The 15439-nt window shown below is 70.8% G+C and carries 11 protein-coding genes; 5 read left to right on the top strand and 6 right to left on the bottom strand.

Annotation, left to right across the window (positions count from 1 at the left end; translation table 11 throughout):
• Both MD221_RS17085 and MD221_RS17080 read right to left on the bottom strand, forming a co-directional pair.
• A partial coding sequence (locus MD221_RS17085; RefSeq protein WP_242113298.1) for an N-acetylmuramoyl-L-alanine amidase occupies positions 1–2266 on the bottom strand: 2266 nt, incomplete at its 3' end.
• Between the two features lie 9 nt (positions 2267–2275).
• On the bottom strand, positions 2276–2617 hold the full coding sequence (locus tag MD221_RS17080) for a hypothetical protein (RefSeq protein ID WP_242113291.1): 342 nt from the start codon (positions 2615–2617) through the stop codon (positions 2276–2278).
• A gap of 239 nt (positions 2618–2856) precedes the next feature.
• Between MD221_RS17080 and MD221_RS17075 the strand changes: the two genes are divergently transcribed.
• Positions 2857–3465, top strand: coding sequence for a GyrI-like domain-containing protein (locus MD221_RS17075; protein ID WP_242113290.1), 609 nt, complete (start codon positions 2857–2859; stop codon positions 3463–3465).
• A 7-nt stretch (positions 3466–3472) separates the two neighbouring features.
• Here the strand turns inward: MD221_RS17075 and MD221_RS17070 are convergent, their stop codons facing one another.
• Positions 3473–4375 carry an AfsR/SARP family transcriptional regulator gene (locus MD221_RS17070; RefSeq protein ID WP_242113288.1) on the bottom strand — a complete coding sequence of 301 codons (903 nt, stop codon included), beginning with the start codon at positions 4373–4375 and terminating at the stop codon, positions 3473–3475.
• Between the two features lie 448 nt (positions 4376–4823).
• Between MD221_RS17070 and MD221_RS17065 the strand changes: the two genes are divergently transcribed.
• A complete protein-coding gene (locus tag MD221_RS17065) occupies positions 4824–5180 on the top strand; it encodes a helix-turn-helix domain-containing protein (RefSeq protein WP_242113287.1) in 357 nt (118 codons plus the stop codon).
• Here MD221_RS17065 and glnE read toward each other — a convergent pair.
• Positions 5177–8023 (bottom strand): bifunctional [glutamate--ammonia ligase]-adenylyl-L-tyrosine phosphorylase/[glutamate--ammonia-ligase] adenylyltransferase, encoded by a 2847-nt coding sequence (gene glnE / locus MD221_RS17060; RefSeq protein WP_425602301.1) that lies wholly within the window; start codon positions 8021–8023, stop codon positions 5177–5179. The genes MD221_RS17065 and glnE overlap by 4 nt on opposite strands.
• 241 nt (positions 8024–8264) lie before the next feature.
• Here glnE and MD221_RS17055 point away from each other — a divergent pair, with 241 nt between their 5' ends.
• The 3 genes from MD221_RS17055 to MD221_RS17045 are packed head-to-tail and all read left to right on the top strand — an operon-like array spanning position 8265 to position 11700.
• Complete coding sequence (locus MD221_RS17055; RefSeq protein WP_242113279.1) at positions 8265–10343, top strand: TonB-dependent receptor; 2079 nt, start codon at positions 8265–8267, stop codon at positions 10341–10343.
• 2 nt (positions 10344–10345) lie between these two features.
• On the top strand, positions 10346–11500 hold the full coding sequence (locus MD221_RS17050; RefSeq protein WP_242113275.1) for a PepSY-associated TM helix domain-containing protein: 1155 nt from the start codon (positions 10346–10348) through the stop codon (positions 11498–11500).
• On the top strand, positions 11497–11700 hold the full coding sequence (locus tag MD221_RS17045) for a hypothetical protein (protein WP_242113273.1): 204 nt from the start codon (positions 11497–11499) through the stop codon (positions 11698–11700). The genes MD221_RS17050 and MD221_RS17045 overlap by 4 nt, the downstream gene beginning before the upstream one ends.
• A gap of 462 nt (positions 11701–12162) precedes the next feature.
• Here the strand turns inward: MD221_RS17045 and MD221_RS17040 are convergent, their stop codons facing one another.
• Entirely contained in the window at positions 12163–12786 is a 624-nt protein-coding gene (locus tag MD221_RS17040; RefSeq protein ID WP_242113271.1) for a hypothetical protein, read from the bottom strand.
• A gap of 279 nt (positions 12787–13065) precedes the next feature.
• On the bottom strand, positions 13066–15439 hold a 2374-nt coding region (locus MD221_RS17035), incomplete at its 5' end, for a TonB-dependent receptor domain-containing protein (protein ID WP_242113270.1).

Genomic DNA, 15439 nt, shown 5'->3' with positions numbered 1-15439 from the left:
GGGCGGGCGCGCCGCCGCGGCGCAGGGCCAGGCCCTGCGCCGGCGCCGCACCGGCCAGCGCGGCGACTTCCTCCTGCACGCAGGCCATGTACAGGTCCCAATCCCAGTACGAGGTCGGGCAGTCGTGGTTGTCGCGCGGGGAGACCTCGATGTGGCCGAGGATGTGCTCGCGGTCGGCCGGGATGCCGTGCTGCCGGCACAGCCAGGCCACCAGGCGCGCGGAGGCGCGGTACTGCGGCTCGGTCGGCGGCAGGTCGCGGCGGTTGCGGCGCGAGGGTTTGTTGCCGTTGTGCTCGATGCCGATGCTGCGCGAATTCGACGCGCTGGCGTGCCAGGCGGTGTCGGCGTCGCGCACCATCTGCACGACCTCGCCGTCGCGCCCGACGATGTAGTGCGAGCTCACCCGCGCGGCCGGGTTCTGGAACCAGCCGATCGTGCCGTTGATGCTCTCGCCGCCGGCGGTGATGTGGATGACGATGCGGTCGAGCACGCGGTCGCGACGCCGGCCGCGCGAATAGTTGCCGCTGTGGGCGGGAACGAAGCGGGCGCCCGGATAGTCCCCGTCCGAGGCGTCGAGCGCGCGCGTGCGCAGCGCCTGGGCGGCGGCGATTCCCGCGTCTTCCGGTTCGTCGTCGCGGATGCCCATCGCATCCGGGTCGATCTCGCCGGCGACGGGCGCGGCTGCGTCCTCCAGGGCGCGCGCGGCCAGCGAGAAGGTCAGCGCCTGGCTCCAGCCGGCGGCGACCTGGCGGATCCAGGCGATCTTGGTCGGCGTGAGCCGGCAGCCGAGATTGGTGGTGTCGTCGAACTCGTCCACGTGCACGCCGACCACGTGCGCGCGCGGGCTGGCGCCCTGCTCGATCCAGTACACCGGCGAGCCGCTGGTGCCGCCGAGGGTCTGCAGGTCGTAGGTGAAGGTGTCCTCGCTCGGCAGCTCGCGGATGTAGCCGCCCATCATGTGCTGCTTGTTCGGATCGATGGTGGCGTTGACGAAACGCTCGACGGCGTCGCGCTCCACCCACCGCGCGGCGTAGCCGGTGACGATCACGCCTTCCGGACGCGACTGGGTCAGCTCCTCGAGCAGGTCGAAGTAGCGGCCGGCCGGGGCCGCGTGCGCCTCGGGCACGCGGATCAGCGCCAGGTCGAAGTCGTGGTTGCTGCCGTAGGACGGGTGCATCCGGATATCGGCCGAGGTGACGCTGAAGCGGCCGAAGGGCTCGGTGGCGCCGCTGATGCCGCCGCTGTTCTTGCCCGGCACGATGATCAGCTCGCTCTGGTTGTAGACCACGTGCGCGGCGGTCAGCAGCAGGCGCGGCGCGATGAAGAATGCGGTTCCGCCCAGGCCGCCCTCCTCGCTGCCGTCGACGGTGCGCACCTGGCAGATCGCCGAATGCGGCGGCACGGTGGTGTCGTCGACGCCCAGGTACCACTTCGCGCTCTCCAGGAAGAAGCCGATCTGGGTGGTCAGCGCGTCGAACCAGTTGCTGGGCCGGTAGTAGGAGGACACCAGCAGCGGCTTGGCATAGGGCGCGCGGCGCGGATGCGGGCGTGCGGCGGGCGCGGACAGCGCGCGGCCGTAACCGTAGGACTGGGCTACGGCCGGGGCCGCGGCCGTGCCGTCGCCCGCGGCGGGCGCGGGTGCGGCGGCCGGCGGGGCGGCGCCGGCGCCGCCCTCGTGCCAGAGTTCGTCGGAGTAGCCGTCGCTGTAGGGCAGGTTGGCGGCGCCATCGGACGCGCCGCCGCCGCTGGCCGGCCGCGCGGCGCTGCCATTGCCCGGCGCGCCGTTCCCCGCGCCGCCATTGCCCGCCGCGGCGGAGGCATCGCCGCCCCAGGCCAGGCTGTCGCCGGCGCTGCCGTAGCCGTTGCCGCGCTCCATGCGCGTGGTGCGGCGCAGGCCGCGCTCGGTCAGGCCGGACAGGCTGACGTACATGTGGCCGCGGTCGGGCACGTTCACCGCCACCGGGCGGTCGCGGTCGCCTTCGCGGTAGGTCGCCAGGCCGAAGTACAGGCGCGGCTGGCCGACGAAGCGCGCGACCACGCTCGGCGGCACCAGATAGACCGCCTCGCCGTTGCGCGCGTTGCCGGCGCTGAGCAGGCGCGTGGTGTAGAAGTTGCCGGCGTTGCGGCGGGCGCGGTTCTCCGAGCGCAACAGCTCCGGTTCGGTGGCCAGTCCGATTTCGAACAGGGGCGATTCGGTGCGGACGGTGAAGCCGAGCACGCTGAAGCGGTCATCGATCGCTGCTCGGTTGGCACGAATGAGAGCCATGGCGGTCTCCTAGCGGCGCTTGCGGGCGCTGTTGGCAGAGGAAGGGGATGCGGACGGGGAAGACGGCGGCGGGAGCGCGAGTTCCAGGGCCCGGCCGGCGTCGCCGCCGGTTTCGATGACCGAGGAGATGCGCTCCCAGAAGCGCTGCTGGGCGTCGATGCCGATGCTGTGCAGGTGCGGTTTCATGAATTCGAGTACCGCCTCCAGGTGGCGGAAGAACATGCGCTGCCCCGACTGCACGTGCTCCACCGAGCCGCGCCACTCGCAGCCGGCGGCATCGGCATCGGCGTCGCCGCGTTCGCACCAGACCCTGACGATGAAGGCGGCGGTGCGATCCTCGAGCAATGCCATGGCAGCGGGATCCGTCGAATCGACATGCTCCCGAGCCTGCGCCCGCGGCATCACGGCGCCATCACCGCCGCATCACGCCCGGCTCACCGCCGGCGTGACGGGCGTGATGGCGCGGTGACGCGGAGCGGAGCCCCGGAAACGCGGCGGCGTCCCTTGCGGACACGGGCGCGTCCGGGCACGCTCCTGCCGTCCGCCGCCCAGGCCTTGCTGGCGCGGCCAGACCGCCTTCGGATGCGCCCATGCCCAGGATCGACGTCAAGCGGGAACTCAAGCACCTCTACCACCCGTCCGCGAAGTCGGTGGTCGAGGTCGAGGTGCCGGCCATGCGCTTCCTGATGGTCGACGGCGAAGGCGATCCCAATACCTCGCCGCGCTACGCCGAGGCGGTGGAGGCGCTGTTCTCGGTCTCCTACGCCACGAAGTTCGCGGTCAAGCGCGGAGCGCAGGGCATCGACTACGCGGTCATGCCGCTGGAGGGGCTCTGGTGGTCCGAGGACCTGTCCTCCTTCCTCCGCGACGACAGGGCGCAGTGGAAGTGGACGATGATGATCATGCAGCCCGATTTCGTGGAGGCCGCCGCGATCCACGCCGCCATCGCGGCGGTGCGGCGGAAGAAGTCCCTGCCCGCGCTGCGGGGGCTGCGGCTGGAGGCGTTCGACGAAGGGCGCTGCGCGCAGACGCTGCACATCGGCCCGTTCAGCGAGGAAGGTCCGACGATCCGCAGGGTCCACGACTTCATCGGCGAGCGCGCGGCGCTGGCCGGCAAGCACCACGAGATCTATCTGAGCGATATCCGACGCGCCGCGCCGGCCAGGTGGAAGACCGTGATCCGCCAGCCGATGGCCTAGGCACGGCTCATGCCAGCAGCTGCAGGCTCAGCTGCAGCCGCTCGTCGGCATGCGCCAGATACGTGCGCGCCGAATCGATCATCTGCCGCGTCCCGCCCACGCCGCCGGCGAACGGCGGCGGCTGCGGCGCATCGGGTTCGACGGCGGCGCCGATCGCGCTGTCGGCGATCTTCTGGTACAGGGCCATGGTTTCGCGCATCGGCTGGATCGCCAGCTCACGCCGCAGCAGCTCGCGGCAATGCTCGAACTGGCGCAGCGCCTGTGCGCGCTGCCCGTTGAGCACGAACAGCTGCATCAGTTCGCGGTGCACGTCCTCGCGCAGCGCGTCGTGGTCGAGGATCGCCTGCGCGTGGCCGATCGCCTGCGCGTACTGGCGGCGGATGGTGGCGATCTGCATCAGCCGGCCGAGCGCGTTCAGATAGTCGCGCCGGTACTTTTCCCGCTCGCGCAGCGCCCAGTCGTCGATCATGTCGAGCAGGATGTCGGACTTGTACAGCGCCACGCCCCGCTCCAGCCCCTCGATGTCGGCATCGCTCATCCGCTCCGGCGGCTTGGCCAGGCCCGCGGCGATCGCGCGCTGGAACTCCTCCACGTCCAGCCACAGCTGCGCCGAACCGTTGAGGCCGATCGCGCCGCGGCGGTCGCAGGCGATCACGTCGCCGTGCCGGTACGGCGGCGGCTCGATCAGCCGCCGCAAGCGCCACAGCGCGGTGTTGAACGAGCCCGGCGTGCCCGCGCCGCTGCGTTCCGGCCACAGGTTGCCGAGCAGCTCGGCGCGGCTGTAGTAGCAGCCGCGGCCGAGGGCCAGATACGCCAGCAGGCTGGCGCTGCGCCCGACCAGCGCCAACGGCGCCGCCGCGCCGTGGTCGGCCGCCACCGTCAAGGATCCGAACAGCCAGATCTTGGTCATTCCCGTCGTCCATCCATAGAGTTCCAGCGGGTGGTCGAGACACGTTCCCCGGGCCGGCCACCGTCCTTCCGGGAGCGTGCCTTCTTGGAGCACGCCTTCCAGGAGCGTGATCGACCGCACTGTCTTCCGCCGCGCGCCCGCCGGATGCCGGCCTCCCGCCCACGCGGCGGCTTTCCGCCCGGAGCGATCCGATGGACTCGTGACGTCGGCATCGCGCCGCCGAGACGCATGCCCTGAAATGCGCGTTCTTTCTCGCATACCCTGGCCGTCGAGAGAAGAGGTCCGGTCCCGATGTCAGGCGCAAGCGCCGCTTTCCGTTTGTGATGTTGATGGCCGTTTCCGGGGAGGCAACGGCCAGGGCAAGCAGAACGAAACAACCTTGGGCAAGAATCGCTGTCTGCTAAGGCGCGGGGGGCGCTCAGGGACGGCCATTACCGGGAGAACGCATATGGGTGTCTTGTCGGTTCGCGTCAGGAAGGCGCGTTCGCTGGTCCGTCTTTCGCAGGCGGAGCTGGCGCGGCGGGTCGGCGTGAAGCGCAGCGCCGTGACGCAATGGGAGAATCCGGAGGGCACCACGCCCAGCGTGGAGCACCTGATCCAGATCGCCCTGCTGACCAGCACCAACTTCGAATGGCTGGCCACCGGCCGTGGCCCGAGCAGCAACGTCGCCAATGAGCCCGCGCCGGTGATCGTGGACGACTACGCGCGCGACGAATACGAAAGCCACATGCTCACCCAGCTGCGGCTGCTGCCGACGGTGAAGCGCCGGATGGCGCTGGACATCATCGGCGTACTGTCGCGCTAGCCGTCCGGTGCCTCGGGCGGCTGGAACGCCAGTCCTTCCCGCGCCGCGGCGGCGTCCACCGCGGCGCGCGCGCCGTCGATGGCCGCGCTGCCGGCCACGAAGCGGCGGCGGCGGTCGAGCGTGCATTCCAGCCCCGCCGCCAGCATGGTCGCGTGCGCGTCGGAGAGCGCGTCGCGGGTGGCCGCGCCGAACACGCCCGCCTGCCCGGCCGCCGCGATCAGTCCCGGCGTGTCGCGCGGCGCCAGCAGCGCCGGGACGCGGGCGGCATCGCGCAGCACCAGGAACTGCAGCAGGAACTCCAGGTCGACCAGGCCGCCGCGTCCCTGCTTGAGGTCGAAGCCGGCGGCGTTGCTGCGGTCCAGCTCGGCGCGCATCCTCAGTCGCATCGCCACCACGTCCTCGCGCAGCTTGCCGGCCTCGCGCGCGTGGCCGAGCGTGCGGGCGCGCACGCGCTCGAAGTCCTCGCGCAGCCCCTCGTCGCCGGCGATCGCGCGGGCGCGCACCAGCGCCTGGTGTTCCCAGGTCCAGGCGCGCTGGCGCTGGTAGTCCTCGTAGCTGGCCAGGCTCGACACCAGCAGGCCCTTGCCGCCGTCCGGGCGCAGGCGCACGTCGATGTCGTACAGGCGACCGGCGGCGGTGACCGTGCCCAGCAGCGCCACGATCTTCTGCGCCAGGCGCGCGAACCAGCGCGGCGCGTCCAGCGCGCGCGCGCCGTCCGAGTGCGCCTCGGCCGGCGCGTCGTAGAGGAAGACCAGGTCCAGATCCGAGCCGAAGCCGAGCTCCTCGCCGCCCAGGCTGCCGTAGCCGACGATGGCGAAGCGCGCGCCGGCGATCTCGCCATGCGCGGCGCGCAGCTCGCGCCGCGCCAGCATCAGCACCACTTCGAGCACGGCGTCGGCCAACCAGGCCAGTTGGCGCGCGCTGGCGCGCGCGTCCTGGCGGCCGTCGAGCGTGGCCAGGGCGATGCGGAAGCTCAGCGCTTGGCGGATCTCGTTGAGCGCCATCAGCGCGGCCTCGGTGTCCTCGTGCGCCAGCGCCGCCGCGCAGGCGCGCGCCAGCTCGGCGCGCTCGGGCAGCGGGCCGGCCACGCGCGCGTCGAGCAGTTCGTCCAGCAGCAGCGGCAGCGTCGCCAGCCGTTCGGCGAGCAGGGCGCTGCGCATCACCGCGCCGACCAGCCGCGCCAGCGCCGCCGGCTGCTCGTCGAGCAGCGCCAGGTAACTGGCGCGGCGCAGGATGTTGTGCAGCAGCGCCAGCAGGCGGCGCAGCGCCAGCCCTGGATCGCCGGCAGCGCCGGCGGCGCGCACCAGTTGCGGCAGCACGCGGTCCAGGCGCGCGCGCGCGGCGTCGGACAGCTCGCGCACGCCCGAGGCGCGGGCGAAATCGCGCAGCATCGCGTCGGCGGCCGCCGGATCGGCATAGCCGGCATCGGCCAGGACCTGCGCGTCGCCGTCGTCGGGGAGCGCCCGCCAGTAGCCGGCGAGCAGGCCCTCGGAAAGCGCCCCGCCGTCCGCGGCGCCCGCCGCCTGCCGCCGCCGCGGCGCCAGCAGCGCCTCGAACTCGGCGGCCACGCGCCCGCGCTGCAGCGCCAGCGCCGCCTGCAGCGCGTCCCAGTCGCGATGGCCGAGCCCCTGCGCGATGCGTGCCCGGTCGAGCGCGTCGGCGGGCAACGCATGCGTCTGCGCGTCGCGCAGCATCTGCAGGCGGTTCTCGAGCCGGCGCAGGAACCCGTAGGCCTCCGCCAGCGCGGCGTGCGTCTGCTCGCTGATCTGGTGCGCCTCGCGCAGGGCCTGCAGCGCCGGCAGCAGGCGCCGCTCGCGCAGCGCCGGATCGCGGCCGCCGTGGATCAGCTGCAGCGCCTGGGCGAAGAACTCGATCTCGCGGATGCCGCCGGCGCCGCGCTTGATGTCATGCTCCAGGTCCTTGCGCGCCACCTCGGCGGCGATCGCCGCCTTCATCGCGCGCAACCCGTCGAGCGCGCCGAAATCCAGGTAGCGGCGATAGACGAACGGCCGCAATGCGTCCAGGAAGGCCTCGCCGGCGGCCAGATCGCCCGCCACCGGCCGCGCCTTCTGCCAGGCGTAGCGCTCCCAGTCGCGCCCCTCGCGCTGGAAGTACTGCTCCATCGCCGCGAACGACAGCGCCACGCGGCCGGCGTTGCCGAACGGACGCAGGCGCAGGTCGACGCGATGGCTGAAACCGTCGGCGGTGCGCTCGTCGAGCAGCTTCGCCAGCTGCTGGCCCAGGCGCGCGAAGTAGGCCTCCGCGGCCAGCGGGCGCGCGCCGTCGCTCTCGCCTTCCTCCGCGTAGGCATAGACCAGGTCGATGTCGGAGCTGAAGTTCAGCTCGCCGCCGCCGAGCTTGCCGAGGCCGAACACGACCAGGCGCTGCGCGCGGCCCTCGCGGTCGCGCACCAGGCCGTGGCGCTGGGCGAACTCCGCCTCGATCGCGGCGAGCGCGACCTGCAGGCAGGTCTCGGCCAGGCGCGTGCTGCCGGCCAGCGTGTCCGCGACCGTCTCCAGCCCCAGCACGTCGCGCCAGATCAGCCGGACCGACTCGGCCTGGCGATAGCGGCGCAGCACCGCCGGCCAGTCGCCGCGGTTGTCCGCCGTCAGCGACGGCGGCGGCGCGGCGGCGGCGCCGTCGTCGGCGGCCAGGCGTTCGAGCAGCGCCGGCTGCCGGCCCAGCACGGCGACGGCGAAGTCGCTGGCCAGGGCGATCCGGCGCAGTTTCCCGGACAGCGGCGGATCGGCGGCGGTCAGAGGCTCGAACGGGGCGCAGGCGCGTTGTACCAGCTCGTCGAGCGCAACGTTCGGGGCGATGTCGTTCTCGGCGCGGTCGTTCACGGCGCGATTGTGCCTGCGGGGCGGCGATCCCGGGAACGCTGGAATCGATCTACACGCCGTATTAACATGCCGGCGCGGATCGGATCGCCGGTTCGCGCTTCCTCCTCCGTCGCCAGCTCGCCGACCTCGTTCGGCATTCGCCAGCATCGCGCATCCTCTCCGGACGCGCGGCCGAGGCCCCAGTCTCCTTGGTGCCCTTTCGATGCTCGCGACTTTCCGCCGCCGTGCCCCCGTTCGTCCCTTGCCTGCCCGCGCCGCGCCGCGCCTGGCGCTCGCCGCCGTCCTGGCCGGCCCCGTCTTCTCCGGCCCCGCGCTGGCCGAGGAGGCCGCGCCGCCTTCGGCCACCACGCTCGACACCGTCACCGTCATCGCCGACAAGCAGGGCCGCTCGCAGCGTGACACCGGCACCAGCGCCACGGTCGTCGACGGCCAGGCGCTGCAGGCGCGCGGGCTGGACGACAGCCGCTCCCTGCTCGGCAACATGGCCAACGTCACCAGCCCCGGCGTCGGCAATCTCGCCCCGGCGGTGCGCGGCGTGGACGGCACCGGTCCGGCCACCGGCTCGGACGCCTTCTTCGCCGGCACGCGGCCGCGCCTGAGCCTGAGCATCGATGGCCGCCCGGCCAGCTACAACGAGATCGTGTTCGGCGGCGACTCGCTCTGGGACGTGCAGCAGATCGAACTGCTGCGCGGTCCGCAGAGCCTGCTGCAGGGCCGCAACGCCATCGCCGGCACGCTGGCGATCAAGACCCGCGACCCGAGCTTCACCCCCGAGGGCAGCGTGCGCGTGCTCGCCGGCAACCGCGACCGTCGCCAGGCCGCCTTCGCCGTCTCCGGGCCGCTGGCCGGCGACCAGGTCGCCTTCCGCATCGCCGGCGACGTGCAGCGCCAGCACAGCTATCTCGACTTCGCGCCGATCCCCGGCGCCTCCGATCCCGGCGAGTTCGAGACGCGCACGCTGCGCGGCAAGCTGCTGGTCAAGCCCGACGCGCTGCCCGACTTCAGCGCCCTGCTCACCTTCCAGCACGCGCAGTCGCGCGCGCCGCAGCTCGAATCGGAGTCGCGCCCGTTCGGCGACAAGCGCAACAGCACGCCGGACATGCCCGTCTTCGACAACCGCGGCAACGTGCTGATCGCCGACACGCAGTGGCGCCTGAACGACCGCCTGCGCTGGGACACCCTGATCTCGGCCACCGACCTGCACGTCAAGCGCGAGGCGCCGAAGAACACCGGCATCGCCAGCATCGACAACCGCGAGTACGTGCTGGAACCCAAGCTGGTGCTGGAAAAAGGCGACGGGCGCGCCAGCGGCATCTTCGGCGCCTACTTCTTCCGCGCCAACCAGGACGAGCTGATCGATTTCCCGATGGACGGCGAGCGCTTCCGCGACGAGATCCGCACCGCCGCGCTGTACGGCCAGACCCAGGTCGCGCTGCGCGATGACCTGGAGCTGACGCTGGGCGCGCGCTACGAGCGCGAGCGACACCGCCGCGCCGGCGGCGACGGCGCCATCATCGATATCGACATCGACAAGACCTACAACGCCTTCCTGCCCAAGCTCGGCCTGAGCTGGCATGCCAACGAGCGCTGGACCTTCGGCGGCCTGGTCTCGCGCGGCTACAACGCCGGCGGCGGCGGCGTGGTGGCGGCGTACGCGTTCCCGGCCATGGTGTTCAGGACCTACTTCTTCGAGCCGGAGTACGTGGTCAACTACGAGGCGTTCTTCCGCGGCGAGCTGGCCGACGGCCGCGTGCAGCTCACCGGCAACGTCTTCTACGGCGACTACCGCGACATGCAGCTGCCGTTCGACCTCGACCCGCGGCCGGGCGTGTGGTCGGTCGAGGTGCGCAACGCCGACCGCGCCCGCAACTACGGCGCCGAGCTCGGCCTGCGCTGGCAGGCGACGCCGGCGCTGGAGCTGTACTCGGACATCGGCGTGCTGCGCACCAAGGTGACCCGCTATCCCAACTCCGGCATCGAAGGCAACGCCTTCGCCAACGCCCCGACCTTCACCGCCAACGCCGGCCTGCTCTGGCGCGGCGCCGGCGGCGGCGAGTTCGGCCTCAACGCGCGCCATTCCAACGCCTACTACTCCGACATCGAGAACCGCCCGCTCGGCCGCACCGACGCCTACTGGGTGGTCAACGCCAAGGGCGGCTACCGCTTCGGCAGGACCTATGTCTTCGCCGGCGTGGACAATGCCTTCGACGACCGCTCGGCGCTGCAGGTCTACACCTACAGCATCGACCCCAGCCCCTACGACTCGGCCACGCTGATCCGTCCGCGCAGCTGGTACGTCGGCCTGCAGTACGACTGGTGACCATGGACACGCGCAAGCCTTCCCGCTGGTTCCGCCTCAACCTCTGGCTGCATCGCTGGACCAGCCTGGTGGCGACGCTGCCGTTCCTGGTGCTGTGCCTGACCGGCACCGTGCTGATCTTCCACGAGGAGATCGACGCGGCGATGGGCGTGGTGCCCACCGCCGAGGGCCTGGAGGCGGCGCCGCACCGGCCGCTGGCCGAATCGGTGGACAACATCCTGGCCGTCTCGCCCGGCGAGCGCGTGCTCAGCCTCGGCATCGATCCCAAGGACCATCCCGGCGTGCTGCTGCTGGTCACCGCCGCGGCCACCGACGACAACTTCGACAACGCCAAGCTGCGCTTCACGCGCCTGGCCGACGCCAGGCCGACCGACGAGCATGCGCTGGATGCCGACAAGACCTTGACCGGCTTCCTGCTGGAACTGCACGCGCAATGGTTCCTCGGCCCGATGGGCGAGCTGGTCGGCGCGCTGATCGCGCTGCTGGTGCTGCTCTCGCTGCTCTCGGGCCTGGTGGTCTACGCACCCTACGTCAAGCGCGTGGTCTTCGGCGTGCTGCGGCGCGGGCGCGGTCCGCGCCTGCTGCAACTGGACCTGCACAACTTCATCGGCGCCATCGTGCTGGGCTGGGCGCTGGCGGTCACCATCACCGGATTCCTGCTCGGCTTCGGCAGCATCGCCACCGGGTTGTGGGCGCAGACGGAGCTGGCGGAAGTGCGCCGGCTGAGCGACGCGCGCGCGGTCGACCGTCGCCATCCGCCGCTCGATGCCGACGGCGCCTATCGCGCCGCGCTGGCGGCCGCGCCGCGCGGCTGGCACGTCAACTCGGTCATCTTCCCGGGCACCGATTTCTCCACCGACCGCCACTACACCGTGCTGATCAACGGCGACGGCCTGGACGAGCGGCTGTTCCGCGTGGCCCTGGTCGACGCGGTGGACGGCAGCGTCAGCGCGGTCAAGGAACTGCCGCTGTACATGAAGGCGATCGTCTTCTCGCAGCCGCTGCACTTCGGCGACTACGGCGGACTGCCGCTGAAGCTGTTGTGGACCGCGTGCACCTGGCTGACGCTGTTCATCACCGGCAACGGCGCCTGGCTGTGGTGGAACCGGCGGCGCGGACGCCGCGGCGCGAAAGCCGCAGCGGAGGCGCGCGCATGAACGGCCGTGGCAGCTTGTCCCTGGTGCTGGTGCTGGCGCTGATCTGCATGGCCGGCATCGTCGGCATGCTGCTCGGCGACGGCGTGCTGGACGCGGCCTGCTTCGCGATGGCGGCCGTGCCCTTGCTGGTGGGGCTGTGGCGCTGGCGCGCCGCGCGGCGCCTGGCGAAAACCAAAGCGGCGGCGAACGCCGCGTCCTGAGGTCCGCTTCCGGTTCGCGCCCTGCGCGTGCGCCGTCTTCACGCCGTCGATACGGTCCCGCCGCGCCGGCCGGCGCCGTAATGCCAATCAGCGCACAAAAAAAAGCCCGGAGCGGCGTACCGCTTCGGGCTTTTGCTCCCTCCCCCACGTCGGGTGCGAGCGAATCGTGAAGGAGACGTTACCCACGATGCACGCTGCACTGCAAAAAAAGACTGGCCGGTTCAGAAAAAGACGTGACCGCCCGCATGCTTTTCTATCGTTCTAAACCGCGTCGTTCCGGGGTTTGAAGTCCTTGGCCCGCGCCGCGACGCGGGCGCCGGCAAGACGAAAATCGGGGCCGAAAAGCGGCGCGCGAGCCGCGGCGCGCGCGAACCGCCATGGATCCGGCGGCATGCACCGCCGGATCCCCAGGTGCCTGGAAACGATTTCGCGCTTTTCCGGGCGGATACGCGCCGCCGGGCCTCAAGGGCCTGGCAAATGGCCTGCGCCCGCGACGCGTATCTGCGGCTCGGCCAGCAAGGCATTGGGCACGTAAGCCGACTTGCGCGTCATGAAGGCGCACGGCCCGAGCATCTGCGAGAACACGTAGCGATTGGCTCCGGGCGCGCCCGCGCCGTTGTCCAGCACGCCCAGTACCGTCCCCGTTCCATTGGGATAGGGACAGACGTAATTCACGCCCGGCACGCGGATGCGCACGCCGGTGATGGCCATGTTCCACAACGCGCCCGTCAGGGTCGGTGCGCCGAGGAAGGGCGGATTGCCGCCGGTGTACGCGGTGGGCGCGGCCAGCGGCCAGGGCAGCGCTTCGCCGACGGTGCCGGGGCACGTCGATGCGCCGTTGGCGAAGGCGATCGCGGTGACCGAAGCGTTGCCGCCCGACACGGCCAAGGTGATGTCGACATCGCACGGCAGCATGTAGCCGCCGGCTTGCCCGATGACGATCGGGCCGCGCAGGTGCGCGGTGCCCTCGTCGGACCAGCCCGATCCCGTCCACACCTCGTAGTGGTATTGCGCAAAGGCCGCGTTGGCGGTCGCGGCGCCGGACAGGGCCAGCGCCGCGATCAGGGCGGTTTTCAGTTTGCTCATGATGCGTTCTCCATGCTTGAGTCGAAGAGAGTCCGATCTCGTCGATGCGGACGGTTCGCCCCGAAAACACGCAGCGTCGGAGCGGCGCTGGCGCCGGCCCTTTCCCGCATCGCATCGCGCGATGCGCGCGCGGCCTGTCATGGCCGCGCCGCCGGCCCAGGACAACGCCTGTCCCGGCGGGAACGGATCCGGCTGAAGGAGGCGGGCGGCCGGCCTGCGGGGAGCAAGCGTTTTCCGGCCGCCCGCCGGTGGCTCTCGCGAGCCGGGAACGTCGGCCGCCTAGAAAAATCCCTTGCGGATGCTCAGTCCGACGATGCGCGGGTCCTGGATGAAGACGTTGGTGGTCAGGCCGGTGTCGTCGCTGTTGAGGAAGGTGCCGGTGATGGCTTCGCCGTCCAGCAGGTTCTTCACGTACAGCTGCACCGTCATGTCGGTCTTGGGCCTGTACCAGGTCAGCGACAGGTTGACGTTGCCCCAGTCGTGCAGGCGGTCGATGCGGTCCTGGTAGATGCGCGCCCAGCTCTTGCCCTGGTAGTACAGGTCCGCGCGCAGGGTCAGGTCGCTCTCGCCCAGCGCGAAGGTGTATTGCGGGCTCAGGCTGGCGGTGATCTTGGGCGCGTTCGGCAATTCGTGGCCGCCCACGTTCTTGGCGAAGCCCTGGCCGCCGTTGGGCCCGTCCACCGCCGGGTCGTAGCGGAATCCGAACGCGCCCGGGCCGCCGCCCTCGGGCGCGAACGCCCTGCCGGTGAGCGGCAGCTCGGTCGAACAGAAATTGTTGAAATAGTTCGCCACGTTGTTGCCGTACATGTAGCTCATTCTCATCGCGGTCTCGACGTATTCCCGCGGCGCGATGCAGTTGGAGGACAGCTGCATCCACGAACGCACCACCACCCAGTCGGGATTGCCGGCGGTGCGGTCCATGACGTCGATGGAGGACTGGCCGCCGCCGACGCGCGTGCGCAGCAGGCCGAGGTTGCCGCTGAGCTGGAACGAGGCGGTCGGCCGCCACACCGCCTCGATCTCCGCGCCCCAGGTCCTGGCGTCGAAGTTCTCGTTCAAGGTGGCGCGATCGACCAGCTGCGATACCTGGTAGTCCTTGTAGTCGTTGTAGAACAGCGTGCCGTTCAGGACCAGCCTGCCGTCGCCGAGCACGTTCTTCATGCCGAGCTCGATCGCGTTGACGTATTCGGCCTTGAAGCGCGGATCGCGCTGCGGCATGTAGAAGGCGTCCGGATTGATGTCGATGCCCGGCGAGTTGGTGCCGCCGGCCTTGTAGCCGCGCCCCAGCGAGGCATAGAGCAGGGTGCTGTCGGTGAAGGACAGGTCCGGCGACCAGTCCAGCACCAGTCGCCCCGTCGGCTCGGTCCAGGACTGGCGGATCTTCGGCTTGGCCGGATAGCCGTAGCCGACGTAGCCGCCGAAGAAATCGTGCAGCCCGCCGGCGCTCGAATCGGCCAGTAGCAGCTGGCTCGGCACGGGCGTCGTCGTCTTCACGTCGCGGGTCAGGCGCAGGCCGGCGGTCAGCCGCAGCGTGTCGGAGAGCTGCCAGTAGCCCTCGCCGAAGATCGCCGCCGAGCGGGTCTTGGCCAGGTTGCGGCTGCGGAAGTAGTTGTGGCCCTGGCCGTTGATGGAACCGAGCGGATTGGGATCGATGTAGGCGCAGGGGATCATGGTGCCGCTCACCGGATCGAGGCGGACCGCCGAGCCCGGCGGACAGTACGCCGAGGGCAGCTCGAGCGCATTGCCGTTGAGGAAGCGGTCGGCGAGCGCGGTGAACACGTTGCCGAACACGTAATAGCTCTCGTCGATCTTGTATTCCAGGTAGTTGGCGCCGACGCTGAAGTTGAACGGCCCGTCGAAGGAGGACTGCAGGCGGAACTCCTGCGACCACTGGCGGCTGTCGGAATCGACCAGGTCGGCCAGCAGCAGCCGGTCGGAACAACCCAGCTGCGGATCGCAGAACACGCCGCCGGGATAGCGGTCGATCGCCGGGATCGGGCCGTCCGGACCGAACAGGTATACCCCGCTGGAGGTGTTGGTGAAGATCGGCCGCGACTGGAAGCGCCCGTAGTCCTGGGTGGAGTAGTACTGGTCGCGCGTGTACAGGGTCTGCGACACGAAATTGAGATGGTCGCCGATGCCGACGTCGAAGTTGAGCTGCAGGGTGTCGTTCTTGGCGTGGAATTTCGGGTCGTAGCTGGTGGCGATCTTGCGCAGGTCCTTGGACTGGGTCACGCCGGCGTAGGGATTGAATCCCACCGGGATCATGGTCGCGATGTCCTTGTAATTCCCGTCCGCGTCGAGGATGTAGCCGACCGCCTGGGTCTGCGCGCCGAGCACGAACGGCAGGCTGCCGCCGTTGGGCACGCCGTAGGCGCCGTCGTCGTACAGCGAGCCGCCGGCGCAGCCCTGGCTGAGGAAGTTGCGGTCGAACGCGCTGACCGTCATGCCGCCCATCTGCGCCGGCCCCGGATCGTTGTGGCACAGCTGCTTGCCGGTGCGCGAGCGCATGTCCTCTTCCTGGAAATGATCCCAGATGAAGCTGGCATTGAACTTCTCGCTCGGCTTCCACGCCAGCGACGTCCGCACGCCCAGGATGTCGCGGTCGTTGACGTCCTTGCCCGTCACCGTGTTGTGATCGAAACCGTCGCGC

The organism is Luteimonas aquatica (assembly GCF_022662575.1).
Classification (GTDB): domain Bacteria; phylum Pseudomonadota; class Gammaproteobacteria; order Xanthomonadales; family Xanthomonadaceae; genus Luteimonas; species Luteimonas aquatica.
This window is presented reverse-complemented; position numbering and strand designations above follow the sequence as displayed.

Bases quoted from the DNA above. Each gene is read 5' to 3' on its own strand.
- MD221_RS17080 (WP_242113291.1), bottom strand. From the start codon at position 2,617: ATGGCATTGCTCGAGGATCGCACCGCCGCCTTCATCGTCAGGGTCTGG.
- MD221_RS17075 (WP_242113290.1), top strand. From the start codon at position 2,857: ATGCCCAGGATCGACGTCAAGCGGGAACTCAAGCACCTCTACCACCCG.
- MD221_RS17070 (WP_242113288.1), bottom strand. From the start codon at position 4,375: ATGACCAAGATCTGGCTGTTCGGATCCTTGACGGTGGCGGCCGACCAC.
- MD221_RS17065 (WP_242113287.1), top strand. From the start codon at position 4,824: ATGGGTGTCTTGTCGGTTCGCGTCAGGAAGGCGCGTTCGCTGGTCCGT.
- MD221_RS17050 (WP_242113275.1), top strand. From the start codon at position 10,346: ATGGACACGCGCAAGCCTTCCCGCTGGTTCCGCCTCAACCTCTGGCTG.
- MD221_RS17045 (WP_242113273.1), top strand. From the start codon at position 11,497: ATGAACGGCCGTGGCAGCTTGTCCCTGGTGCTGGTGCTGGCGCTGATC.
- MD221_RS17040 (WP_242113271.1), bottom strand. From the start codon at position 12,786: ATGAGCAAACTGAAAACCGCCCTGATCGCGGCGCTGGCCCTGTCCGGC.